Consider the following 23,309-nt stretch of genomic DNA (forward strand, 5'->3'; position numbering starts at 1 on the left):
ACGCCATAGGACGGTCAGGCCATAATCTGACTACTACCGCCCCTATCGTTCCACCAATATTGTGATCTCCAACAGAAATCGCCCGGCACGCCCGGGATGGAGATCCCCATGAAGAAGGTTCTTGGCGTCTACAGCGCCCCCCGCCCGCACTGGGTCGGCGATGGCTTCCCGGCCCGCTCGCTGTTCTCCTACACCACGCACGGCCAGCACCTGAGCCCCTTCCTGTTGCTGGATTACGCCGGCCCGTACCGGTTCGAGCCCACCGACCAGCGCCGCGGCGTGGGGCAGCATCCGCACCGCGGTTTCGAAACGGTCACCATCGTCTACGAGGGCGAGCTGGAGCATCACGATTCCACCGGTGCCGGTGGCCATATCGGCGCCGGCGATGTGCAGTGGATGACCGCAGGCGCAGGCATCCTGCACGAGGAGTACCACGCCTCGTCGTTCGCACGCAGCGGCGGCACGCTGGACATGGTGCAGCTGTGGGTGAATCTGCCGGCGGCCGACAAGATGGCGACGCCGGGCTACCAGACTCTGCTCGACCGCGACATTCCACGGATTGCCCTGCCCGACGGGGCCGGCACCGTGCGGGTGATCGCCGGCAGCTTCGAGGGCCACGCCGGCCCCGCCCGGACCTTCACGCCGATGGATGTCTGGGACCTGCGCCTCAAGCAGGGTCATCAGACGTTGCTGGAGGTCGCTGCCGGTCGCACCCTGGCGCTGGTGGTCCTCAAGGGCAGCGTGACCGTCAACGACCAGCAGGTCGCACATGAGGCCCAGCTGGTCATCCTCGATCGCGACGGTCGAGGTGTCTCGATCGTGGCCGATACGGACGCCACCGTGCTGCTGCTCAGTGGCGAACCGATCAACGAGCCGATCGTCGGGCACGGGCCGTTCGTGATGAACACCGACGCCGAGATCGCCCAAGCGATGCGCGACTTCAACAGCGGGCGCTTCGGCCGCATGGCCGCCACCCCGCACTGACGCCTGCGGCCGTGCGCTCTGCACGGCCGCGCCCCTCAGCGCAGGCCTGCCGCCCGCGTTGCCAACGCGTCATCCCCCAGGAGCCCCATCATGGCCAGTGAACCGATCCGCGATCCCGCCAGCGACACGCTGCTCACGCCGCAGAATGCCGCCTTCGTCATCATCGACTACCAACCGGTCCAGGTGAACTCCATCGCCTCGATGGACCGCCAGTTGCTGGTCAACAACATTGTCGGCACCGCAACGGCCGCCGTGGCCTACGGACTGCCGATCGTGCACTCCACGGTCAATGTCCAGACCGGGCTGAACAAGCCGCCGATCCCGCAACTGCGCAAGGTACTCGAGGGTTACCCCACCTACGACCGTACCACCATCAATTCGTGGGAAGACGTGGCGTTCCGCCAGGCGGTCCAAGCCACCGGCCGGCGCAAGCTGATCATGACCGCACTGTGGACCGAAGCCTGCCTGACCTTCCCTGCGCTGGATGCGCTGCGCGAAGGCTACGAGGTCTACGTGGTCGTCGATGCCGTCGGCGGCACCTCGCTGGCCGCGCATGATGCCGCGTTGCGCCGCATCGAGCAGGCCGGTGGTGTGCTGATCAGTGTGACGCAGCTGTTCTGCGAGCTTCAGCGCGACTGGAACCGCAGCGACACGGTACCGGCCTTCATCGATCTGTTCATCCGGACCGGCGGCACGGCCGGCATCCAGTTCGCTTACGACCGCACCCCGTAAGCCGGTTCCCCAACAGGTGAATGTGCAGGCGCGGACTTGGCAGGACTCCGCGCCTGCGGCACGATTGAGCATCGACGAACACAGGGAACAGATTCGACGATGCCCGGGGAGCCCGTACTGCGCCTGCCCCTGCAGGCGACTCTGCTGTCGCTTGCGTTCCTGCTGGCGGGTTCACTGTGGCAGTGGTACCCGCCGTGGATGCCGCTGTCGGCCGATACGGCCCCCCTGCCGGCACCGCTCTGGACAGGCCGCACCCTGGCGTTTGTCGAGCGCGCTGCCGAACCGCTGCTGCTGACCTGGCTGATCGGCGTGGTGCTGACCCACGCCCTCGGCCTCCACGACCTGCATCACCGCTGGCGTGCCGGCCTGGTGTTCGTCGGCCTGCTGATTGCAGGGCATGCCGCCGGCCTGGCCCTCTCCGGGCTGCTGCAGCCGCTGGGTCCGCTCGCCCCGGTGCTGGTACACGGCGCCGAACTGCTTGGCTGGGCCGGCCTGCTGACCCTTGCCATGTTTGCCGCGGTACAGGCCGGCCACCCGGCCCGCACCACCCGGCCAGCGGATGTCCGCACCGGCGTGGTGGCCGTGTTCGGGCCCTCCTGCCTGCTGGCGATGTGGAGCGGCTGGACATTCCTGCTGGCAAGCCTGATGGATCTTCCGCTGATCTCGTATGTGCCCGCGCAGGTGCCGCTGCCGATCCGTATCGCGATGCCGATGCTGCTGGTGGCTATCGCCGTGGTCGGCACGCGCGGCGTGTGGGACGGGCTGGCCGGCCTGGTGTCCCCGGTGCCGCCCGCGCGCAGCGCGGCCGCGGCCCTGCTGGCGTGCACGGCCGCGCTCGCCCTGCTCACGCCGCTGGCCGGACTCGTCGCTCTGGTCGCCGCCACCGCCGAACGGCCGTGGCTGAATCTGGTGACCGCCGCTGCCGTCATCGCGCTGTCGCTGCTGGTGCAGTACCTGCTCGCACGTTGGCTGGCGCGCCCGCTGCTGCTCGCGCGCAGGACGCCGCGCCCCCAGCCGCGCGCCCGCGCGCGCGCCTGATCGTTCTCGCAGCTGCAACCCCGCACCCCGCCTCACCGGCACGCCTCGAACACCGCATCGTCCAGGCGCCGGGACAGCGCCAGGTCGCGCGTCAGCCCCGCCGCGCGATACGCCGCTTCGCGCCGCTGCCGGGCCGCAGCGCAGGCCTGCGGATCGCGATGCACGGAGATCAGATGGCCGCGCACCCCCGGCGCTGCCGTGGCGCGACCACGGCGGGCGGCAGGCATCGCTTGCCGGCCACGTCGCGCGGCAGCGTCACGTTTCAGCTCCCGTCGCAGCGCTTCCACATAGGCGGCGTAGTAACGCACCGGGCGGTGCTGTACCGCACTCCAGGTCTGCTCGGTGCGGCCCTCCGGGCACGCCGCCGACTGATACCGCGCCTGCCCGGCGGACACGCATTTGTACACCGTCTGGGCATGCGCGGGCATGCAGGCCAGCCACACAAGTACGCTCCAGATCATCCTGTTCATTCGCCCCACGCTCCCCTGTTTCATCGTGCCGGCAGCATCGCCGAGGGGGGCTGGATAAGGTGCCGACGTGCGTCGCAACCGTACAACGCCGCGCTGTTCCCCTACGTCACAGCGCGCACAAAAAGGCCCGGCAGTGCCGGGCCTCCAGGGATGACGCGATGTGCTGCATTACAGGAAGCGGTAGTCGAACTCCAGCCACAACTGGCGGCCGTACGGGTCGTAGTTGCCCACCGGATAGAACGGCCAGCCACCGCCATTGCGGTCCGCCGGCGGGCGGCTGTCGCGCAGGTTGTTGACGATCAAGCCCAGCGTGGCGTTGTCGTTGAGCCGGCGGTACAGACTGGCGTTGTAGGTCATGTACGGCGCGATGCGGCCACTGCCGTCGGTCTTCGGCAACGAGCCGTAGCGCATCCCGTACAGCGTCGCGGTCCAGTCGTTGATCGCCCAGGTCACGCTGCCGTTGATGCGGCTGCGCCACTGGTAGGAATCCAGCGAATTGCGCTGGTCCTGGATGGCATCCCCGTCGAACTGCCGGTAGTCGTGGTCGATCACCAGTGAGTACGCGAGGCGGCTGGAGAAGCGTCCGTAGCGCCCGGCGTCCCAGCGCAGGTTGGCCTTCAGGTCCACGCCGCGCACCGATTCGGCGGCCGCATTGATCGGATTGATCAGCACGCGCACCACCTGGTTGGGCTGCACGGCGGCGTCGGCCGGGTTGCGGATCACCCGGCGCAACGCGTCCTGGCATTGCGCCGAGGCGATGTCGCGGGCGTCGCCGCCGACGGTCTGGCCCAGCCGGCAGTCGGCCTCGTCCTTGAGGATGCGGGTCGAATCCAGGTTGGTGACTTCGTCCTCGATGCGGATGTCGTAATAGTCGACGGTGACATCCAGGTTGGCCGACGGCGACCACACCGCGCCCAGCCCGTAGGAGCGTGCCGTTTCCGGCTGCAGCTGCGGGTTGGCACCACTGGTGTAGTCGATCGCCAGCCCGCTGTAGTCGCAGTCGTCGTAGGCCTGTCCCGCAGTACGGCACCGCCAGTAGTCGGTCATGCCCGGGTTGTAGCCGCGCGTCTCGGTGGCGAACACGTAGTTCATGTCGGGCGCACGGAAGCTGCTGGCCGCACTGGCGCGCAGCAGCAGCGTATCGACCGGGCGGAATTCCAGACCGGCGCTCCATGTGGCCTTGCCGATGTGATCGCCGGCGGCGCGGTACTGGTCGTACCGGCCGGCCACAGTGGCGGTCAGACGCTCCAGGAGCGGCAGCTGAAGCTCCACGCCGGCCGCGTAACGGTCGCGCTCACCGCCAGCGGGAATACCGGCGCTGGTGTTCCAGAATTCACCGGTCGCCAGGCGCGGATCGGGACGGTTGCGGTAGCCTTGGCTGCCTGCTTCGACCACCGCCGCCAGCGCGGCCCGGCCACCGGGCAGGGCGAACAGTTCGCCGTTGACACTGACGCTGGCGGTCTGCAGCCAGGCCGCATTGCGGCTTTCCTGGGTATCGGACAGCCCGTCGTACTCCGTGGGCGACAGCGGCCGGTACAGGCGCGTCGGGTCCGGTGCGTACACGTCCACGCCGTTGCGCGTGCCAAGCTTCGGCCCGAGCAGATAGTCGTTGATGCCGGCCAGCAGTACCGGGCGGCGCGTGCGGTTCTCGTAGCGCGAGCGGCTGTAGGCCGCTTCATAGTCCCAGTCCGAGCTGCCAAGGCTGCCGCGCGCGCCCACGTTGAATGACCACGACTGTTCCAGGAAGCGGTTGGCATTGCTCTGCACGCCGCCGATTTCTTCCGGCGCGAAGCGTCGGTACCAGGTTTCCAACTGACCGCTGTTCTGGTTGTAGAAGTAATTGCGCGAGGACGTCCAGGTCGGCGCACGGGTATTGTTGTAAATGCGTGCGGTACCGATGGCGGCGTCCGCGAACAGTTCCTGGCGGTCGTTCAGGCGCCAGGTCAGCGCGCTGTAGGCGTCGATGTTGCGTTTCTCGGTCTGCACGGTCCAGAACGTGGCGGCCGCGTCGTTGCTGCCGCAGTAGGCGCCCTGCCGTGGATTCTGCGCGCGGAACACGCTGCCACCGTAGAGGCCGCTGGTCGCATCGCAGCCATCCAGGCCCGGATCGATGTAGTTGCCGCTGCCCGCATTGCGGCGATACGCCACCGCGGTCGGCAGCGGTGCAACGCCGCGCGGATCGTCGGTCAACGAATCCATGAAGTCGCGTTGCGACCCGTAGATCGCCTTGCGGTTGCCAAGTTCCAGACCGAAGATCGCGTCCCACTGGTCGCCCGAGCCACCACCGACCGCCTGCACGCGCTGGTTGTCGCCGCCGCCCTGCTCGGTGGTCCCGGCGCGCACGTTGATGCCCACGCCATCGTAGTGGGGTTTGAGGATGATGTTGACCACGCCGGCGATCGCATCCGAGCCGTACACCGCCGAGGCACCGCCGGCGAGGATTTCGATCCGGTCGATCAGGGCGCTGGGAATGTTGGCCAGGTTGACCACGTTCACCGAGCCCTCGTAGGCCAGCGGGTAGTCCGACTGCCGCCGCCCGTTGACCAGGACCAGCGTGCGGTTCGGGCCAAGTCCGCGCAGGTTGATGGTGTTGGCCGCCGGGGTGAAGGTGTTGCCGAAGTCCTCACCCTGCACGTTGCCGGTGTTCTCGGTCAGCGCGCTCAGGGCCTCGAACGCGCTGCGGTAACCCTGCGCCTCGATCTGCTCCTGGGTGATCACCGTCACCGGCGACGGCCCCTCCACACTGGCACGGGGGATGCGCGATCCGGTGACTTTGACGGCGTCGAGCTGGGTAGGTGCCGTGTCCTGGGCAGCGGCGGCCAGCGGCGCCAGTCCGAGCAGGGGCAACAACGACAGGGCCAGGGGATGCGGACGCAACGAACGGTGGAGCAGAGACATGCAGGTTCCAGGGTGGGGAAACGGAGCGCCGGCGCGCGCGATGCAAGGGATGCGGGCCAGGAGGGGCGCCAGTCTGCTGAATGGGGGCCTGCGGGTGAAATGACCGACCGGGATATGCATATCGGGTTTCCGACTAAGCGCGACGCGCGGTCATCGCCAGCGGCTACACTCCGCGCCATTGCCTGCTGGAGCCTGCCATGAGCGCCCCCGATACCCCGCTGGTCTTCTACGTCAAGCTCCAGGTCAAGCCTGAACGGGTGCAGGACTGGCTCGACGCGCTGCACACGCTGGTGGACCGCATGGCGGACGAGCCGGCGTTCGTGTCCTGCGACCTGCACCGCGATGCCCAGGACCCCACCCTGTTCACCCTGTACGAACGCTGGAACGAGGCCTCCGTGGAGGACTTCCTGGCGCACCAGTCGACCGACTACCGCGCCGCCTACGACGCGCTGCTCCCCGAGCTGCTGCAACGACCTCGCGAGCCGCAGGTGCTGGAACTGCTGCAGAGCTGGCACTGAGCCCATGCGCTTCATCGAGACCTTCTCGCTCTACCCGTTCCTGGACACGGTGGTCAGCCTGGTGGCGGCGTTCGTGCTGGGCACCCTGATCGGCGCCGAACGCCAGTACCGCCAGCGCACCGCCGGGCTGCGCACCAATGTGCTGGTGGCCGTCGGCGCGGCCGCCTTCGTCGACCTGGGCATGCGCATTGCCGGCTCCACCGAAGCAGTCCGGGTGATCTCCTACGTCGTGTCCGGCGTCGGCTTCCTCGGCGCGGGCGTGATCATGAAGGAAGGCATGAACGTGCGCGGGCTCAACACTGCGGCCACGTTGTGGTGTTCGGCGGCGGTAGGCTGCTGCACCGGTGCCGACATGCTCGCCGAGGGGGTGCTGCTGACCGCCCTGGTCATTGCCGGCAATACCCTGCTGCGCCCGCTCGTGAACGCGATCAACCGCATCCCGATCAACGAGGCCGCTTCGGAGGCCACGTACGAGGTGCGGCTGAGTGCCGATCCGATCGCCACGCCGGTTGTCCGCGAGCGCCTGGTGGAGCTGCTGGAAGCGGCGCAGTACCCGGTGGGCGATGTGCAGGTGGTCGAACACGGCGATGCACCCGTGGAGATCGTCGCGATCCTGGTCAGTACTGCCGTGGCGGCCCATGAGCTCGATGCCGTCGTCGCCCGACTGCAGCACGAACCGGGGGTGCTGCATGCCACCTGGGAAGTCAGCACCCGCGACTGACCCCGCCCCCGAAACGCGGACGGCGGCCCGCAGGCCGCCGTCCGGTGTACTGCGCGACGCCGATCAGGCAGTGGCGGGCAGCGGCACTGCGCTCTGGCGCTGCACCAGTGCATTGAAGCGCGCCAGCGAGCTCAGGTGGTGGTGCACCAGCGCCAGCCAGCCGTTGCGGTGCCAGGCCACAACCAGCGCGTCCGGCAGCTTGGAGAACTTCTCCACATCCACCACGCGGAAGCCGTTGATCGACATCTGCGCACCGTTGGACAGGGTCACGTCGATGCTGCGGTCCACCAGCAGGCCCTGCTCGATCAACGCCGCGCTGAACTGACGGGTCAGCTCGTGCTCACGGGTGAAGTCGCCGCAGAAGCGCATTGCCGCGTTGACCAGTTCGGTCGGCTCGCCATTCTCGAACAGCGGCTGGCCCTCGTCGGAATCGCCCTGGTTGACCTGCTCGGCTTCGGCATCCAGACCCAGCACGTAGTTCTGCGGGTCGTCGGTCTGGATGAAAACGAACGGGTAGCGGCGCACGTAGGCCGGCACGTAATGATCGGCGGCCCAGTAGCCATCGGTCACGAACAGGTTGTCCTTGGCCAGGCCAACGGCTGCCAGGGGCACGGCTTCCTTGCCGGTGAACAGAATCGGGTAGAACTGGGCGATCGAGCCGAACTCGCCCACCACCACCGGCAGCGAGTTGGTACCGGCGGCGAAGCTGGCCGATTCGGTGCGCAGGCGCCAGTTGGCATGCGCTTCAGCGCTCAGCGGCACGGTCTGGCGGTAGAACAGCGGACCGGTCGGCGCGGCCGCAGCGGCCGGGGTATTCGTTTCAGCAGTCATGGAATGAGTCATTGACGACGCGCCAGTCGGCCCGGGCGCGAAAGCGGGCACCGCATTGATCGGCCACTATAGCGTGGCTTTGCGATGATTTCCGCCTACAGTTCGGTGAATTCGCTGCAGTCCGGCAGGGCCGGTTCGGCCACGTAGCGGCCCGAATCGAAGCGCAGGGTCCGCTCGAAACTGCAGTCCGGATCGCGCGCGGTGCGCAGGTCGCGGTCGCTAAGCGCGCCCCTGGCCAGCGAATCGCGGCTGCGCGAGGCGAATGCCGGGAAACGGGTGGCGGTGCTGGCATAGCGCAGCAGTGGCATGCCACGGCCCTGCGGCAGCAGCGACAGGGTGGCGCTGAAGCGGTATTCGTCGTGGCAGGCGCCCTTGCGCAGGGCGGCATCCTGCTCGCCGTAGCAGGCACGGATGCTGGCCTGCCCCGCCACCGGAAGCGACAGCACGCTGCTGGTCTCCGCCCCTTCGTCAGTGTGATAGATCGTCTCCAGCAGCAGCGTGCTGCTGGAGGCACCGCCTCCCGAATAGCCGGACGTCCGCTCCACGATGACGCCCACCACCACGTTCTCGAACGCGGCCTGCGCCGGATCGGTGGGTGCGCTGGGTGCGCCCAGGCCGGGCGCAAGGCGAAGGAGGTAGGGCCAGACCTGGAACCGGCCGTCGCGTTCGGGGCCGGTGTAGCCCACATGGCGGTCGCGCGGCTCGGGCTCGCCCGGCACGAACTCCTGCACCTGCAGAGAGGGTCTGGGATTGTTGCGGCTGGCGATCAGGCGTACGCACCAGGCGCGGTCGGCGGTGCAGTACAGCGGCGATACCGCCTGCGCCATGTCCGGATCACCCCCTTCCAGCGTCGGCGGTGGCGCGGTGCCGGGCTGCTCGATCAACGACTCGAGCCGGTTGCCGGCGGCATCATGGGTATCGGCCGCAAGGGCCACCCACGGCACGGCCAACAGGAAAACGGCGCAGAGGGCGCGCGGCGCCGGCAGCAGGTATGCGGAGGTATCGGTCATGGCGGGGTCCTTGCTCTGGTCAGTCCGTGCACGCGGCGGCGCCGGCAGCAATGATAGACAGTGGGGTGCCAGGATGCCCGCGCGCAGGCAATCGACGTGGATGTGCGGCTGAGCGGCGAATCGAGCGCCAGGCTGCCGACCTCGCGCGACGCGTGGACCGTCCCGCCTGTGGCGCGGCAGCGGTCGCGGTATGCTCAGCCCCCCCCTGCCCGGAACCGAGCGCATGCTGCATCACCTGTCCCTTGGCGTGCGCGATCTGCCGCGTGCCGGCCGCTTCTACGACGCTACGCTCGGCGCGCTCGGCTATCGCCGCGTGTTCGACGGCCCGGAATCGATCGGTTACGGCCTGGTCGACGATCAGGACCTGCTGCTGCTCAACCTGACGCCCGACGCGGCGCCGCCCGGCGATGGCTTCCATCTCGCGTTCGCGGCGCCATCGGAGCCGGCGGTGCAGGCCTTCCATGCCGCCGGGATGGCGGCCGGTGGCACCGACAACGGTGGCCCCGGGCTGCGACCGGACTACGGCGACACCTACTATGCGGCCTTCCTGGTCGATCCGGACGGCCACCGCGTCGAAGCGGTGCATCGCGGCCACAGCGACTGACCTCGCCCCCCGGCGCGGCCTGCAGCGGTCACGCCGGCTCGGTCTGCTCCTGCGGCGCGGTTGCGCCTTCCACCACTTCGCCGGGCTTGTACTTGGTGTCGCCGAAATACAGCACCCGCCACTGCGCCAGGTTGCCGATGAACCAGTGCGAGATCGAATCGTGGCCGTAGCCGTCGAAGAACGTCTCCACCGCCTCCGGCAGCAGGGTCTTGTTGTCCCAGGCGTCCAGCATGGTGCGTTCGGCCAGGGTCAACGTCTTGCCGCGCTCGCGCTTGCGTCGTAGCGCCACCATCTTGCCGACCAGCGTATCGGTCTCGCTGGCCAGGCCCTTGCGCTGCTTTTTGACCTCGCCCAGCGCGTCGCTGCGCGCGCTGAGCGCATCAGACGCCCGGTTCCATTCGGCGATCTCCTCGCTGGTCATGCTGGAGGCGGCGTAGTCGTTCCCGTACGGATCGCGCAGCCGCATCTTCTCCCGCCGCAATGTCTTGACCTCCTCCTCAAGCTGCTGCTGCCGCTGTGCCAGGCGCTGCATCGACGGCAGCTTGTCGCCACGCGCCACGCGCACCTTCAACCAGCGGTGCAGCAGCTCCATGTGCGCGGCCTGCACGTCCTCCATGCGCCCGCGCTTGATCCGCACCGCCTGCAGGTAGGCGTTGTAGACCGCCTGCAGTTCCGGATCTGTCTTGTCGAACTCGGCCCGCACCGGCGACGGCAGGCGGGTCAGCGGATTGAGCAGCACCCCGCCAGCCAGCGCGATGTCGTACATCTCGTTGAGCGCAAAGCGGGCAATGCTGTTCTGCCGGCCCTGGTGCTGCGGATCGTAGCCACCGCCCACATCCGAGTGCACGCCCGGGTACCAGATCTCCTGGGTGTTGTCGGGATAGCGCGCATCGTCGCGGGTGGAATCCAGCGGAAACTGGCCTCGCAGCTCATGTGCGGCGGTCATGTGCACCGACTGCACGACCATCGGCGGAATGCGCATGCCCTCGCCCCAACCGTTGTGGCCGTTGCCCGCATTGACCGCCGCATGGACCAGCGACGGCCATACCGACACCACGGTGTCGTACAGGCCGACGAAGCCGATCCGGATCGGTGTCCTGTCGCGATACAGCCAGGTGCCGTCCGGCTGCCGCTTGCACAGCGCAACCAGGTCGCGGACGAAACCGCGCGCCTGCGCCGCCCCGCGGGAGAAGCCGAACACCGCCACGTTGAGGATCACGATACGCATCGACGCCGGCTGCTGCTGGATCTTCATGTCCAGCTCTTCCAGCGCGTAATCGATGCGCTCGCGCCCGCCCTTGCCGATCGCCAGGCCAAGCATGCCGCCGGTATCGCCCACTTCCGGGCAGGGGGTGCCCACGCCGGCAATGTAGGTCGACACCACATTGGGGCGACCATCGATCCGCGCGCTGTACAGTCGCGCGATGTTCGACAACGCCCGTTCGGATTCGCCCTTGGCCAGTTCGGCATCGCGGTTGTTGCCCGTACCGTCGAAGAAAACGGTGAAATGCAGCGCCTGGCTGCAGCCGGTGGTCGCTTCCTCCTTGTCGGGCAGAGAGCAGCTTTGCGCCGCCTGGCGCTGCTGTCGCTCGGCGTCGGTCATCGGGCGGGTGCCCCGCGCCAGCCGCGCGGTGCGTGCGGTGGGGTCGGCGTCGGCCACCGGCTCGGGTGAGCCGGGCTCCAGGTCGACCTGGCCGGGAATGGCGGTTGGGTCTTGGGCCGTCATGGGCGCGCTGCTCCGTCGTTGGCGATGTGGCCCTTGGGCAGCACCTCGCGGCGGGAATCCCAGTAATCCTTCGAGCGGTCGATCAGTTCGGCCTCCACATGGCCGTCCTGGTAGAAATGCAGCAGCAGCGTGCGCGGGTCCGGCGGATACGGCTGCCGCACCGTCACCACCGCCGAACGTGGCTCGCGTGGGCCGGCGGTCTGGTAGGTGTTGGTGGTGAGATCGTAGCGGTCCGACAGCTCCCACTCGACCCGGATCGACAACGGTTTGTCGTGCTTCGGCGCCAGCGGTCCCATCACCGACCCGCCGTTGGTATAGGCCGAGACGCCGCCCATCCACTTGCCGTCCACGCGCACGTCATGCAGGTAGCGGTCACTGTAGTTGAAGGCAAACAAGGTCAGGTACGGCGAGCGCGGCGTCGGTTTGGCCATCGCGCGGGCGCAGCCTGCACTGGCAGCGGCCACGACGATCACGGCCACGACGATCCACAGCAGCGGTTTGTTGCTCAGCATGATGGCTCCACGACGCAGTGGGCGGCGCGATGCGCGCACCCGGTTGACGATTGAATGATGCCCGGTGCGTTCACCAGCTCTCCTCCATCGGCCACACCTCATCGCCGATCTCCTTTGCATTGCGCCGCCCGTCCGCGAAGTCGCGCAACCGCACCTGCCAATCCGGATCCTCACCCAGGTCGTCGCCGACCAGCAGCGCCCACGTGCAGACCATCACCACCCGGCGGCTGTCCTCGATGCCGAACGCCGCCGCCACGGCCACCGCGTTGCGCATGAACGCATACCAGTTCGCCGACGGCAGGCGGTCCAGCAGCTCCGGGTCGGTGAGCTGGAAGTGCTCGATCAGCGTGTAGGGATACGACGCGTCGATCAACGCATGCCGCTGCGGCGCGTCAAGCGTCCACGGCACGGTATGCGGATCCTGCATCGGGCAGTGCAGGGCCAGCGTGTCCCACTGGTGGTCGTGCGTCACGTAATGCCAGCGCTCGCCCACCGCCAGGAAGTCATGCCGCTGGGCATCGTTCAGCGCCTGCACCCACCACGGCAGCACGCGGCCGTCGTAGAAGCGCGCGATGAATTCCTTGCCATTCGGATACCGCGCATCCAGGCGGCGCGCCAGCCGCTGGGTCAGTTCGCCGCTCTCCAGCGGCGACTCCAGCAGCGTCAAGGCGCCAAGCGACCGCACACCGTCCTGCAATCGCAGCAGCGCGTCCTGCAGATCCAGCGCCTCCGGCAGCGGCACCAGAAAAACCGAGGTGTCGGCACTGCCGTCGGCCAACAGACCGTCGAACAGCCGCGATGCCGCATAGGGCAGCCGCTTCAGGACTGTCTGGGGCCGCTCGCACTGGGCGCCATCCAGGAGCAGATAGCGCCGGAACGCGGCGTCCAGCGACACTACGGCGGTACTGGGAAACAGAATCGGCAGCATCGCTCAGCCCTTCGGGGTCAGGGGAGCGGCGCGCTGCGCGGCCAGCAGCAGGCATTCCTTGCATACCGACTGCGGGAACACCGGCAACGGGTAGTTGCCGCTGCCGCCGGGCAGGAACGACTTCTTCGCGGCGTGCACCGTGATGGTGCCCGGCGCGGTGAAGGTGATGTTGCCGCCCTCGATGGTCACGCTGGCACCGCCGGCCGTGGCCACATGCACGGTGCGCCCCGCCGCCAGTTCCACCGCGGCCTGCGCGCTTGCCGCGCGCAGCGCGGCCTTGGACTGCACGCGGATGCTGTCGTTCTGCGCCTGCACGTCCAGTTCGCCCAGGCCCGCCACCACACTCAGCGTGCGCGTCTGCGCGCCCTCGCCGGTGCGGGCGGCAGCCAGCATGCCGATCGCCTGGCGGCTGTGCCAGCGCGACTGGCCAAGCACGATGGCTTCGCTGGCCAGGCCGCTGCCCAGCGTCAGTGTCTCGCCCAGACTCCAGTGTATGGACTGGCCGGCGCGATGCAGCACGCCGCCCGGCGCGGCCAGGCCCAGCAGGGGGTCGCCCGTATGCGGCACCCGGCCCTCCCCGGCCGACCCGTCGCGGTCGCCCGCGGCGCCCCGTGCGTCGGCAAAGGCATCGCCAGGTACCGTGGCGCGGGCGCTGCGCAGCACTGCCTCCAGCGGCGCAGCGTCGCCGACCAGCCTGGAATGCTGCGGGCGCCCCACGCCCTCGGCGCTGGCCAGTTTGACCGTCAGGTGCGTGCCGGCGGCCTGCGCGAACGTGGTGCCCAGCGTGTTCAACTGGTTCAACAGCGCAACCGGCGCGGACACGGTGCCGGCCGGCGACGCCGGGCCGGCCGCATACGCGCTCAGCCACAGGCCGGCGCGGCTGCGTACGCTGCCCCAGGCATCGCTGCGCAGTTCGAAGCCTTCGCCACGCAGGCTGCCGCGGAAGTTGTCGGCCTGGTGGATCAGGTGGCCCAGGGTCAGCGCGCTGCTTGCCTGCGTGGTCGCCAGCTGCACGCGCAACTGGCCGTCGCTGTCGTCGAACAGCAGGCGCGAATGCCCCTCGCCGGCCCACTCGCGCGACTGCACGCCCCACAGCGCGCCTGGATGACGGTGTGCGTCGTCGCCGGCAGCAGCGGCGTGCCACACGGGCGCCTGGCCGCCACTGCGATTGCCCTGTGCACTGGCGATCCGGTCGGTCGCCTGTGCATAGGCGCTGGTGTCGCTCTCGGTGGTCTTTCCGGCGGGCGTCGGGGCGACGCCCGCCTCACCCTGTCCGTTGTAGAGGCTGCCCACCACCACGGGCCGATCAATGTCGCCCTCCAGGAAGCCCACCAGAACTTCCTGGCCGACGCGCGGCAGGAACTGGCTGCCCACGCCCGGACCCGCATAGCGCTGCGCCACACGCAGCCACGTACTGTCCTGAGCGGTGCCTGCGTCCCGGCGATCGGCCTGGAAGTGGAAGCGGACCCGGACCCGGCCCAGGGCGTCGGCATGGACCTCCTGCGGTCCCTCGCCACGGGATGCATCGCCAACCACCACGGCGGTCTGGTAACCGGGCGCCAGGGGACGTGGATTCAGCCGCGCGCCAGTCTCGTCGAGCAGGATCGGACGCCACACCTGGTCACGCGCTACCGCTGCGAAGGTGGCTGCAAAGCCATGCCGGCGCGCGTCTTCCCAGAGCAAGACAGCGTCGGCATCGGGCTGCACGGCCGGCCCGAGGGCCGCCTCCAGCGCGTCACGGACATCGACCGGCAGGTTGTTGATGCCTGCCAGGCGCAGCGACACCAGCAGCAGCTCCTCGGGCACATCGCCGGGCAGATCGCGCAGCTGCAGCCACTGGCCGGCGGTGGCGCTGCGCACCGTGCCGCGCCCCTGCCAGTCATTCCAGCGGGCCTCGCTGGCCTGTGCCATCAAGCCCGCGTAGCGGTCCGCTTCGTGCCGATCCACGAATGCGTAGGCACCGCTTGGATCGTAGAGCTCACGCCCGCCGCTCCCGCCGCCTTCCAGCGGCACGCCGGCACCCAGCGAGCGCACGGTGCGGTAATCGTCGCTGTGCAGCGAGAGCGCCTGCGCGCCCAGCTGGCGCCGCTGGCCCAGTGCCTGCACGGCATCGTTCTGCTCGGTGCCATCGGCACGGTGAAAACGGATGCCGCCGCTGCGCGCACTCACCGCGTCCTGTGGCTGCACGCCACTGTCGGCGAACAGCACCAGCGCATGACCACCGTCGTTGCCATCGCCGTCATCGGGCTGCACGCGCCAGCCCAGGCCTTCCTCGGCCAGCAGCCGCTGCACGAAATCAAGATCGCTTTCGCGGTACTGCACGCAGTAGCTGCGCTGACGCGCGCCCTTGAGGAAATCGGCAACCTCCTCGCTCCAGCGCCAGGCCACGTGGCCCTGGTGCGCGGCGAACACACTGTCCACGATCTGCTGCACCGTCTGGTCCTGGAAGACGCGGCTGTGGCGCGTCTGCGCCAGCCAGCAGCTGGCATCGCAGAAGACGATGCGGTAACGCGCCACGCCGCCGTCGGCTCCCAGCAGATGCGCTTCGGTCACCACCCCGGTACGGCTGTGCAGGGCACCATCAGCCAACCGGGTCTGCAGGCTCGCGCGCGTGCCCAACCAGGACTCCAGCGGGAGATCGGCCTGCAGCGACAGGAACGTCACCTCATGGCGAAATCCCTGCGACAGCTGTTCCTGCCCGTGCCACTGCTCCACCACCACATCCGGCGCGGCCGGCAGCGAAAGTTGGTACAGACGCTGCTCACCCGACAACCGGGCCGCCTGCGTCATCAGGTTCCGTATTGCATCCATGGCTCACCTAGTCGTGCACGCAACGGGCGCAGCCCGCGACGCTTCCATCCCCTGTGGACACGACGGTAGCAGATGCCAATGACAGACGCACGCAAGCATGACGCGGTATGTTAAAGCGACGTCAATCCCTGCTGTCTCAATACGTCCCGTACGGGACTTCGACGATCACCGGCTTGCCGGGCTTGCCGACCGGCCGCAGGGTGAAGCGATCCAGCGCACCGTCGTCATCGGCGAAGGCCGTGGACTGGAACTGCAGCGTGTACCTGTCCGCGCCGACCTTCACATTGCCCGCCGCATCCAGCGTGGCCGACGGCGGCAGCAGCAATCCGCCAAGATCGCTGTACGCCTCGGCGGCGTCGAAGAACGCATATGTCTGCAGCGCCCCGTCGCGCTTCATTTCATAGACGCGCGGTTCGTACGGACGACTCTCGGTGGTGCCCTCATTGAGCACGTCCGATATCCATACCCCGGGCAGCCGGTAGCGCTGCTCCAGCGCCGCCGCATCCAACCGGTCGCTGGTGACCACCATGCAGCACACGGTGCGCTTGCCCTCGCGATCCAGCACGGCAAACCGTGTGCCTTTGGCGGCCTCCGCCGGCAGCATCGCAAACGGAATGTCTTCCAGCGCCGGCTCGGCGCCGTTCTCGGAATGGAGGTTGCGCCATCCTCCGAAGACCTTGGCATCGGTCGTGGCCTGCGCGGCGGCATCCAGGCCGGCCACCAGCCCCAGCGCCAGCAACAGCGCCTGTGAAATCGTCCTTCCCTGCATGTCGGCGACCCTTCCCCGGTGTCAGTCAGTCATGGATTGCCCGCCCCATCGCGGGCGCGGCCCCTCACGGTGCGTGCACTATGCACCGGCGCCGGCCACCAGGCAAACACCCCGGCGCGCCGTCACCCCGCACGCAAACGCAGGCTAGAATCGGCACGTTCCCAATCACGAGATTTGCCATGCTGGATCAGGATGCCCTGCTGGCCCCCATCGCCGACCACGCCCCCACCGGCGAGGACCTTGCCTTCTCGCCCGAGTTCGACCGTATCCAGGAAAGCCGGCGCGCCGACGACCCGACCCTGGACCAGGGCGAGTGGCAGACCGACATCAAGTACGCCGACTGGTCCAGCGTCGCGCGCGAATGCGCCGACCTGCTGCAGACCCGCACCAAGGACCTGCGCCTGGCAGGCTGGCTGACCGAAGCGGCCACCCAGGTCGAGGGCTTCCGCGGGCTGGCGGTGGGGTACCGGGTCGTGGCCGGTCTGTGCGACCAGTACTGGGACGAGGTGCACCCGCAGGCACCCGACGACGACCAGGAAGAGCGCATCGGCAACCTGAGCTGGCTGCTCAGCAACTCCCTGCAGTGGCTGCGCAACGTGCCGATCGTCTCGGCGCCGCAGGGCCGCTTCACGCTCACCGATTTCGAAGTCGCACACGCCCGCGCCAGCAACGGCGGCGACTATCACGACGACCGCCCCGGGCTGGAGCAGCTGGAAGCGGCACGCCGCGATACCCAGCATGAGTTCTATCGGCAGCTGCTGGAAACCCTGCCCGAATGCGCCGATGCACTGGCAACGCTGCAGGCAGCGGTGGACAACCGGCTCGGCCTGGATGGCCCCAGTTTCAGCGCGGTCCGCGAACAGATCGAGCACATCCAGCGTACGGTGATGCGGTTCGCGCGCGATGCCGGCGTGCTGCTCGACGGCGAGGTGGTCGATGCGCTGGATGCCGAAGACGCGTTCACCGCCCAGCCTGGCCCCGGCGACGCCGCCGCACCGTCGGCACGCAGCCCCGGCGGCGCACCCACCACGCGCAAGGAAGCGCTGCAGCAGCTGCGGCAGGTGGCCGAGTTCTTCCGCCGCACCGAACCGCACAGCCCGGTCGCGTATCTGGCCGAGAAGGCCGCGCGCTGGGGCGAGATGCCGCTGCACGTGTGGCTCAAGCGGGTCATCAAGGATTCCAGCGTGCTCGACCAGATGGAGGAAATGCTGGATATCAACCAGAATCTCGACGGGCAATAAGCCCGTCGAGCGTCACGCCGTTACTGGATCTTGAATTCAATGCGACGGTTGCGTGCGCGACCGTCCAGGCTGGCGTTGTCGGCCACCGGCTCGTCCGGCCCCTTGCCAACGACGTCCAGGTGGTTGGCGGCGATGCCCTTCTGCACCAGGTACGCCTTCACCGCCTGGGCGCGCGCATGGCTCAGCGCCAGGTTGCTCTCGCGTTGGCCGACATTGTCGGTATGGCCGATGACCACGAAGCTGGTATCGCCCATCTGCACCATCTTTTCGGACATCTCGTCGAGAATGCGCATGCCCAGCGGGGTCAGCTTGGCGCTGCCGCTCTGGAACTCGATGATGCGGTTGGCCAGGGTCTGGTCCAGCAGCTTCTGCTGGGAGCCCACCTTGAGCGCGTTGGTCACCGTGTAGGAGGTGTTGCTGGCCAGGCTCAGGTCACTGGCCACCTGCTGGCGCAGCGCCTCATTGCCGACCTCGCCACTGACCCGTACCGACTGGCCGTTGATCTCCAGCTTGCCCGGCGACACCCGCTTCAGCCCGGGGTTGATCATGCCGGCCACGTAGTCGCCCCAGTTCGGCGGTGTGGCGATGGACTCGACCTGCACACGGTCCACCACCCGCTCGGCACCGTAGACCTCACGCAGGTTCTTCAGCAGACGGGCCTTGGTGGCCTGGTCGGGGACCACGCCCTCGATCACGACCGGCCGTTCGGTGCCAGCCGCCGCCGGCGCGGCCTGGCCGGCAGCAGCGGCCGAGCCGATCGACGTCAGTACGGCCAGGACAAGTACATAAGCAGAACGAAGGCGCATGGTCAGGTTCCCAGGAAAGTCTCGCCGAACAGGCTGCGCGCCGTGCTCAATGCCAGGTCATCGCGATCCAGATAGCTGGCAAAGCGATTGAGGTTGTAGTCGCTGTGCAGGTAGTCGTCTACCCATTCGGCCTGCTGCACGCGGATCAGGAAGTCGCCGGCCTCGGCCGGGTCCAGCACCGCGCGCAGCGCGTGCCGGTCGGCACCGTTGAAGCCCACCACCATCGTCGGCGCGGCATCGTTGCGGATCAGGACGGCCAGCTCGAAGTCGCCACGGGCAACGAAGCAGGACACGATGTCCAGCCAGAATGCCGCCACCAGCGGCCGGTACAACGGATCGCGCACCAGCGGAAACACCAGGGCCCTGTCCACGTTGACATCGCCGCCGCTGAGCACCGGCTGCAGCAGCAGGCCGAGTGCCGGCAGCGCCTGCTTCAGCACGACGTCCGGATGGCCCGCATCGCGCAGCAGGCGTTCCATCGAGCCGATGGTCTGGCCGTCGAGGAAGTCACGGAATGTGGCGTTGTAGGCGCTGGGATCGGTGCTGATGCTGAAGCGCGCATCGGCCAGCTCGTTCAACGCCGGACCGGCGTCTTCGTCACTGAAGGCCTGGCGCGCCATGCGCGACAGTCCCGACCACGCGTTGGACATGGCCAGCGGGCTGCGGCCGATGAACGGCAGCGGCTCGGCCGCCTCCAGGCGCACCGCCGACAGCAGCGGGAACCGCCGCTGCGAGGCATCGCGACTGGCCAGGAAGTGCCCGCACAGGACCAGCTTGCTGCGCGAACCGAGGAAGGCGTAGTGGATCTCGGGCGAGGCATCATAGACGCGCTTCCAGTCCGGGTTCTGCGCCAGCAGTTCCACGCTCTCTCCGGCCCAGCGGTCCAGCCAGCCGAGCAGCTGGTGGTTGTCCGCCGCGCGCACGAAGTCGCCCCGCGACGGCACCTTGCCGAAGTAGGACACCCCGGCACTCACGGCGCGGCTCATGGCGTACCTCCGGTCGACTGCGCAGGCGCGGTCGGCGCAACGGCACCGGGCGCGGTCGGCGCGGGTGCCACCGGGCCGCTGCCGGCCACGGTCTGCGGCAGCTGCAGGCCGCGCTGCCAGTCACCGCCATCGGCGGCAGCACCGGCACGACGCACCACGCGCATCTCCACCGTCACCGCCACGCCATCGGCGCTCCAGGTGATGCGGCTGCTGCCACCGTCCAGGTGCTCGTACTGGCCTTCCTTCATCAGTCGGCTGAAGCCATTGGCGCCGGCGGCGTTGAACACCTCCACGGTGCGGCCATCCGGGGCCACCGCGGTGACCTTTGCGCCAGGCACCTGGCCCAGGTTCGGGTACTGCATGGTGGTCCACTGCGGCGGCGTGTTGCGGTAGCGCAGGGTCTGGCCATCGATCTCGATCGTGTACTCGATCGCACCGGTGGCCGGCGACGGCAGCAGCTCGAAGATGGTGGTGTCCTGCGAGGCGGCCCCCGCTGCTCCCCCGCTGACCCAGTTGCCGTACTTGGCCACCAGCTCGTTGGACAGGGTGATGCCCATGCCCGCCCAGCGGCGCGCTTCCAGCAGGTTGCCGCGCTGGATCACCAGCGTACCCAGGGCGTCCTTGTTGAACGCGGCGATGCTGCCGCTGGCACCGAAGATCGCGGCAATGTCGCTCGGCGCGGCATCCACGTCCGAATTGAGATTGAAGGGATACTGCTGGCCGATGCGTGCCTTGAACGGCTCGTACACCTGCGCGCCCCAGCTGCGGTTGACCTCACCCTCGGTCGGCTCCACCAGCGCCATGAAGGTCTGGGTCAGCGGACGCAGCAGCAGCGGGCGCAGCGCGTCGCGCTGGGCCGCATCCAGGCCGGTCAACACCTGCTCGTCGACCAGGGCCAGTGCCACGCTCAGCTCGGAGCCCTCATTGCTGAAGGTGTCCTGCATCAGCTTGCGCGTGCCCACGCCCAGTTCGCCCTGGCTCTTGATGTTGTTCAGGCGCGCACGCAGCTTGCCCAGCGTTTCGAAGTACGCGTCGATCACCGCCGGCTGGTCCGCGCGCTTGGTGGTCAGTTTGGCAATGCCTTCGAACGCCTTGCCGATCGGGCCCACCGGCTGTTGCTGGACCGCCGCCTCCGGGTCCTTGCGCAGGATGGTCTTCTGGAACCATGCCACGAACCCGCCCTTGGCCTTCTTCGAACGCGCTTCGGCGGCCGGGTTGTCCCAGATGGTCTGCTCGTTGATCTTCTCCAGCAGCAGGCGCAGCGGCGAGTTGGTGGCGTCGCCCAGCGTGTTGATGCGCGCGGTGGCCTGCTCGAAGGTGTCGAACTGGGCGATGCTCAACCCCTGCATGAACTTGGTCCATTCCTTGGCGTACTCCTGCTTGTACAGGGTCACCAGTTCACGCGAAATGTGTTCCGGGCTGCCCGCCAGCGACAGATCGCTCTGCTCGGTGGTATCAAGCACCCAGTCGGTGGTGCTGAGCTGGGTGTTGGCCGCTTCGTTGATCGCGTCCTTGACATAGTCCTCCCACGCCTTGCGCGAGAAGGCACCGGAAATGGCGTAGCTGCCGGTGATCAGACGGCCGTTGCGCTCTTCGCCAACCAGCGAATCCACCGTCACCGTCGGGAAGCGGGCACCGGCACGCGCCTTGATCTGCGCGAACACGCGCTGCATCGCCGGCTGCCCCTTCATCACCTTGGTCAGGGCCTGACGGCTGTCGCTGACCAGCGTCACCTTGTTCTGGATCTGAGGCCAACCCGGGTCTGCCGACTGGGCCACATAGAAGTTCATCAGTTTCTCGGCGGCCCGCACCATGTCCTCGCGACTCATCTGGCCACGGTTGGCATCCAGCCAGTTGCGCCAGAACAGGGTCAGCTGCTGGGACAGATGCGCGCTTTCCACCTGCTTGCGGTTGCCCAGCATCAGGTAGGTCTTGAGGGCGTTGTACGCATCGTTGGTGCTGGTCGGCGACGCGTTCTGGTACAGCACCTCGCTCTCCGCTGCCGCCTGCGTGCCCTGCCCCAGCTTGTCACGCTCGGCCACCACCTGGCCGAGGTAGCCCTCCAGGCTGCTCACGGTCGGATCCAGCATCACCTGCTGCATGCCGTGGTAGTACTCCTTCATCAGCTTGGCGCGGATGTTGTCGCCCTGGTACAGCCCCAGACTGGTGGTGATGCCACCCTGCTTCTTGTAGCGGTCAAGCTGCTCCATGCGGTCCTGCAGCAACAGCAGCGCATCGATGCGCGACTTCAGGTCCACGCGGTCCTTCTGCACGCGGACAGCCTGCTCCAGGTCCTTGGTGGCGTTGTTCACCAACTGCACGTTGGTGGTGTACGACCAGGTCCACAGGCCAAGCGCGAGGGCCAGCACGCCCACCGCACCGAGGAAGACGCCATAGCGCAGGCGGTTCTGGTGCGGGCTGGAATACTGACGCACCAGTTCCTTGTCCGAGAAGATCACCTTGCGGAACAGGTCCTTGAGGAAGAACGCGGTCTGCCCGGTAGGCGCGGCATCGGTATCGGCGCCGCGCGAGGACAGCGAGAACTGGCGGCCCACGCGCTCGGACGCGTGATGCACCGAATGCCCTTCCTGCAGTGCGCTGCTGAAGTAGAACCCACGGAACACCGGCTTGAACTGGAACGGATTGTCCTCGAACAGCGTCGCGATGAAGGTGCGCAGCGCCGGCTTGATGCCGACGAACTCCAACGGCAGCGTCAGCAGCCCCGGCGACACCTCGCGACCGCGCTGCATCGCCATGTGCGACAGGCTCATTTCCTTGATGCCTTCGGCCAGCTCATCGAAATGGGCATCGAAGGCGGTCAGCGCATCACTCTGCGCCTGCACATCGAACGGCAGCGTCGCACCCCACACGCTTTCGCGTTCGGACGGATCCAGGTTGCGGAAGAACTCGCTGAACCCGGCGATCAGATCGGCCTTGGTGAACAGCACGTACACCGGCGCGAACACTTCCAGCCGCTCGGTGATCTCCTGCACGCGCTGGCGCAGGTTCTTGGCCAGTTCGATGGCGAACTCGGGCTTGCTGCCGGACAGTTCGGCGATGCTGACCGCGATGATCACCCCATTGATCGGCGCGCGCGGACGGTTCTTCTTCAGCAGGCCAAGGAAGGTCAGCCACTCCATGCGGTCTTCAACGCTGACCGAGTAGCGGCCGGCGGTATCCAGCACGATCCCGGTAGTGGTGAAGTACCAGTCGCAGTTGCGGGTGCCGCCGATGCCCTGGATCACATTGCTGCGGTTGTCCTCGAACGGGAACTGCAGCCCGGAGTTGAGGATCGCGGTGCTCTTGCCCGCCGCCGGATTGCCGATGATCACATACCACGGCAGTTCGTACAGCGCTGCCTTGCCCTTGAGCGCCCCCAGCCGCGAGGACTTGATCTGCTTGACCGCCTCCATCATGCGTGACCGCAGCGCTTCGGTGTCGGCGCGTTGCGCCGGTTGCGCCGATGCGACCGCCTGGTCGGCCTGGGTCTGCACCATGGCTTCCACACGCTTGGCCGCCCGCCGGGCCAGGATGCGCTTGATGACCCACACGATCAGCGCCAACAGCAACAGCGCCGCCAGCACCACCGCCACCCAGATGCCGATCTGCCGGGCCTCGGCCGCGCCGAAATACGCCAGCGACCCCGCGCCGATCAAGCCGATCACCATCCACAGGCGATAGTCGCTGAGGAAGAACCTGAAATTACTCAACATCATCTAGGCGT

The 23,309-nt window shown here is 68.0% G+C and carries 19 protein-coding genes; 7 read left to right on the forward strand and 12 right to left on the reverse strand.

Going from position 1 to position 23,309, the window contains the following annotated elements; all coding sequences use genetic code 11:
• Positions 1 to 108: 108 nt before the first annotated feature.
• The 3 genes from OC534_RS04960 (at position 109) to OC534_RS04970 (ending at position 2,754) form a co-directional block, all read left to right on the forward strand.
• Positions 109 to 984 carry a pirin family protein gene (locus tag OC534_RS04960; RefSeq protein WP_153164020.1) on the forward strand — a complete coding sequence of 292 codons (876 nt, stop codon included), beginning with the start codon at positions 109 to 111 and terminating at the stop codon, positions 982 to 984.
• A 90-nt stretch (positions 985 to 1,074) separates the two neighbouring features.
• Positions 1,075 to 1,716 carry a hydrolase gene (locus OC534_RS04965; protein ID WP_153164019.1) on the forward strand — a complete coding sequence of 214 codons (642 nt, stop codon included), beginning with the start codon at positions 1,075 to 1,077 and terminating at the stop codon, positions 1,714 to 1,716.
• A gap of 99 nt (positions 1,717 to 1,815) precedes the next feature.
• A complete protein-coding gene (locus OC534_RS04970) occupies positions 1,816 to 2,754 on the forward strand; it encodes a hypothetical protein (protein WP_136004926.1) in 939 nt (312 codons plus the stop codon).
• A 32-nt stretch (positions 2,755 to 2,786) separates the two neighbouring features.
• Here the strand turns inward: OC534_RS04970 and OC534_RS04975 are convergent, their stop codons facing one another.
• On the reverse strand, positions 2,787 to 3,224 hold the full coding sequence (locus OC534_RS04975) for a DUF4124 domain-containing protein (protein ID WP_136004929.1): 438 nt from the start codon (positions 3,222 to 3,224) through the stop codon (positions 2,787 to 2,789).
• Positions 3,225 to 3,392: 168 nt separating this feature from the next.
• Positions 3,393 to 6,122 carry a TonB-dependent receptor gene (locus OC534_RS04980; protein ID WP_262071491.1) on the reverse strand — a complete coding sequence of 910 codons (2,730 nt, stop codon included), beginning with the start codon at positions 6,120 to 6,122 and terminating at the stop codon, positions 3,393 to 3,395.
• A 197-nt stretch (positions 6,123 to 6,319) separates the two neighbouring features.
• Here OC534_RS04980 and OC534_RS04985 point away from each other — a divergent pair, with 197 nt between their 5' ends.
• Positions 6,320 to 6,640, forward strand: a complete 321-nt coding sequence (locus OC534_RS04985) for a putative quinol monooxygenase (RefSeq protein WP_262071492.1) — start codon at positions 6,320 to 6,322, stop codon at positions 6,638 to 6,640.
• A 4-nt stretch (positions 6,641 to 6,644) separates the two neighbouring features.
• Positions 6,645 to 7,361: an MgtC/SapB family protein gene (locus tag OC534_RS04990; RefSeq protein WP_017355997.1), complete on the forward strand. Its 717-nt coding sequence runs from the start codon at positions 6,645 to 6,647 to the stop codon at positions 7,359 to 7,361.
• A gap of 63 nt (positions 7,362 to 7,424) precedes the next feature.
• Here OC534_RS04990 and OC534_RS04995 read toward each other — a convergent pair whose 3' ends face one another.
• The gene (locus tag OC534_RS04995) at positions 7,425 to 8,192 is read right to left on the reverse strand and encodes a SapC family protein (RefSeq protein ID WP_262071493.1); all 768 of its coding nucleotides are present in this window, start codon (positions 8,190 to 8,192) and stop codon (positions 7,425 to 7,427) included.
• A 95-nt stretch (positions 8,193 to 8,287) separates the two neighbouring features.
• Positions 8,288 to 9,202 (reverse strand): hypothetical protein, encoded by a 915-nt coding sequence (locus OC534_RS05000; protein WP_262071494.1) that lies wholly within the window; start codon positions 9,200 to 9,202, stop codon positions 8,288 to 8,290.
• Between the two features lie 223 nt (positions 9,203 to 9,425).
• On the opposite strand from OC534_RS05000, the gene OC534_RS05005 reads away from it, so the two are divergent.
• Positions 9,426 to 9,806: a VOC family protein gene (locus tag OC534_RS05005; protein ID WP_026070764.1), complete on the forward strand. Its 381-nt coding sequence runs from the start codon at positions 9,426 to 9,428 to the stop codon at positions 9,804 to 9,806.
• Positions 9,807 to 9,834: 28 nt separating this feature from the next.
• On the opposite strand, the gene OC534_RS05010 is transcribed toward OC534_RS05005, so the two are convergent.
• The 5 genes from OC534_RS05010 to OC534_RS05030 form a co-directional block, all read right to left on the reverse strand.
• Entirely contained in the window at positions 9,835 to 11,532 is a 1,698-nt protein-coding gene (locus tag OC534_RS05010) for a DUF2235 domain-containing protein (protein WP_017355993.1), read from the reverse strand.
• Positions 11,529 to 12,044: a DUF3304 domain-containing protein gene (locus OC534_RS05015; RefSeq protein WP_037591195.1), complete on the reverse strand. Its 516-nt coding sequence runs from the start codon at positions 12,042 to 12,044 to the stop codon at positions 11,529 to 11,531. Before OC534_RS05015 ends, OC534_RS05010 begins: the two co-directional genes overlap by 4 nt.
• Before the next feature lie 70 nt (positions 12,045 to 12,114).
• Positions 12,115 to 12,972: a DUF4123 domain-containing protein gene (locus OC534_RS05020; protein ID WP_153164013.1), complete on the reverse strand. Its 858-nt coding sequence runs from the start codon at positions 12,970 to 12,972 to the stop codon at positions 12,115 to 12,117.
• Positions 12,973 to 12,975: 3 nt separating this feature from the next.
• Complete coding sequence (locus OC534_RS05025; protein WP_262071495.1) at positions 12,976 to 15,783, reverse strand: type VI secretion system tip protein VgrG; 2,808 nt, start codon at positions 15,781 to 15,783, stop codon at positions 12,976 to 12,978.
• 136 nt (positions 15,784 to 15,919) lie between these two features.
• A complete protein-coding gene (locus OC534_RS05030) occupies positions 15,920 to 16,552 on the reverse strand; it encodes a decarboxylase (RefSeq protein WP_246864012.1) in 633 nt (210 codons plus the stop codon).
• Between the two features lie 179 nt (positions 16,553 to 16,731).
• On the opposite strand from OC534_RS05030, the gene tssA reads away from it, so the two are divergent.
• Entirely contained in the window at positions 16,732 to 17,793 is a 1,062-nt protein-coding gene (gene tssA / locus OC534_RS05035) for a type VI secretion system protein TssA (RefSeq protein WP_017357295.1), read from the forward strand.
• 20 nt (positions 17,794 to 17,813) lie between these two features.
• Here the strand turns inward: tssA and OC534_RS05040 are convergent, their stop codons facing one another.
• From OC534_RS05040 to tssM, 3 genes are read right to left on the reverse strand one after another with little or no spacing between them, the layout of a single operon-like run.
• Positions 17,814 to 18,599 (reverse strand): OmpA family protein, encoded by a 786-nt coding sequence (locus OC534_RS05040; protein WP_017357294.1) that lies wholly within the window; start codon positions 18,597 to 18,599, stop codon positions 17,814 to 17,816.
• Positions 18,600 to 18,601: 2 nt separating this feature from the next.
• On the reverse strand, positions 18,602 to 19,585 hold the full coding sequence (tagF, locus tag OC534_RS05045) for a type VI secretion system-associated protein TagF (protein ID WP_017357293.1): 984 nt from the start codon (positions 19,583 to 19,585) through the stop codon (positions 18,602 to 18,604).
• A complete protein-coding gene (gene tssM, locus OC534_RS05050) occupies positions 19,582 to 23,298 on the reverse strand; it encodes a type VI secretion system membrane subunit TssM (protein WP_026070971.1) in 3,717 nt (1,238 codons plus the stop codon). The genes tagF and tssM overlap by 4 nt, the downstream gene beginning before the upstream one ends.
• Between the last annotated feature and the right edge of the window lie 11 nt (positions 23,299 to 23,309).

The sequence above is a fragment of the Stenotrophomonas sp. Marseille-Q5258 genome (genome assembly GCF_946900935.1).
GTDB lineage: Bacteria > Pseudomonadota > Gammaproteobacteria > Xanthomonadales > Xanthomonadaceae > Stenotrophomonas > Stenotrophomonas nematodicola.

Bases quoted from the DNA above. Each gene is read 5' to 3' on its own strand.
- OC534_RS05000 (WP_262071494.1), bottom strand. From the start codon at position 9,202: ATGACCGATACCTCCGCATACCTGCTGCCGGCGCCGCGCGCCCTCTGC.
- OC534_RS05025 (WP_262071495.1), bottom strand. From the start codon at position 15,783: ATGGATGCAATACGGAACCTGATGACGCAGGCGGCCCGGTTGTCGGGT.
- tssM (WP_026070971.1), bottom strand. From the start codon at position 23,298: ATGTTGAGTAATTTCAGGTTCTTCCTCAGCGACTATCGCCTGTGGATG.
- OC534_RS04970 (WP_136004926.1), top strand. From the start codon at position 1,816: ATGCCCGGGGAGCCCGTACTGCGCCTGCCCCTGCAGGCGACTCTGCTG.
- tagF (WP_017357293.1), bottom strand. From the start codon at position 19,585: ATGAGCCGCGCCGTGAGTGCCGGGGTGTCCTACTTCGGCAAGGTGCCG.
- OC534_RS04975 (WP_136004929.1), bottom strand. From the start codon at position 3,224: ATGAACAGGATGATCTGGAGCGTACTTGTGTGGCTGGCCTGCATGCCC.
- OC534_RS04985 (WP_262071492.1), top strand. From the start codon at position 6,320: ATGAGCGCCCCCGATACCCCGCTGGTCTTCTACGTCAAGCTCCAGGTC.
- tssA (WP_017357295.1), top strand. From the start codon at position 16,732: ATGCTGGATCAGGATGCCCTGCTGGCCCCCATCGCCGACCACGCCCCC.
- OC534_RS04990 (WP_017355997.1), top strand. From the start codon at position 6,645: ATGCGCTTCATCGAGACCTTCTCGCTCTACCCGTTCCTGGACACGGTG.
- OC534_RS04995 (WP_262071493.1), bottom strand. From the start codon at position 8,192: ATGACTGCTGAAACGAATACCCCGGCCGCTGCGGCCGCGCCGACCGGT.
- OC534_RS05015 (WP_037591195.1), bottom strand. From the start codon at position 12,044: ATGCTGAGCAACAAACCGCTGCTGTGGATCGTCGTGGCCGTGATCGTC.
- OC534_RS04980 (WP_262071491.1), bottom strand. From the start codon at position 6,122: ATGTCTCTGCTCCACCGTTCGTTGCGTCCGCATCCCCTGGCCCTGTCG.
- OC534_RS04965 (WP_153164019.1), top strand. From the start codon at position 1,075: ATGGCCAGTGAACCGATCCGCGATCCCGCCAGCGACACGCTGCTCACG.
- OC534_RS05010 (WP_017355993.1), bottom strand. From the start codon at position 11,532: ATGACGGCCCAAGACCCAACCGCCATTCCCGGCCAGGTCGACCTGGAG.
- OC534_RS05040 (WP_017357294.1), bottom strand. From the start codon at position 18,599: ATGCGCCTTCGTTCTGCTTATGTACTTGTCCTGGCCGTACTGACGTCG.
- OC534_RS05005 (WP_026070764.1), top strand. From the start codon at position 9,426: ATGCTGCATCACCTGTCCCTTGGCGTGCGCGATCTGCCGCGTGCCGGC.
- OC534_RS05030 (WP_246864012.1), bottom strand. From the start codon at position 16,552: ATGCAGGGAAGGACGATTTCACAGGCGCTGTTGCTGGCGCTGGGGCTG.
- OC534_RS04960 (WP_153164020.1), top strand. From the start codon at position 109: ATGAAGAAGGTTCTTGGCGTCTACAGCGCCCCCCGCCCGCACTGGGTC.
- OC534_RS05020 (WP_153164013.1), bottom strand. From the start codon at position 12,972: ATGCTGCCGATTCTGTTTCCCAGTACCGCCGTAGTGTCGCTGGACGCC.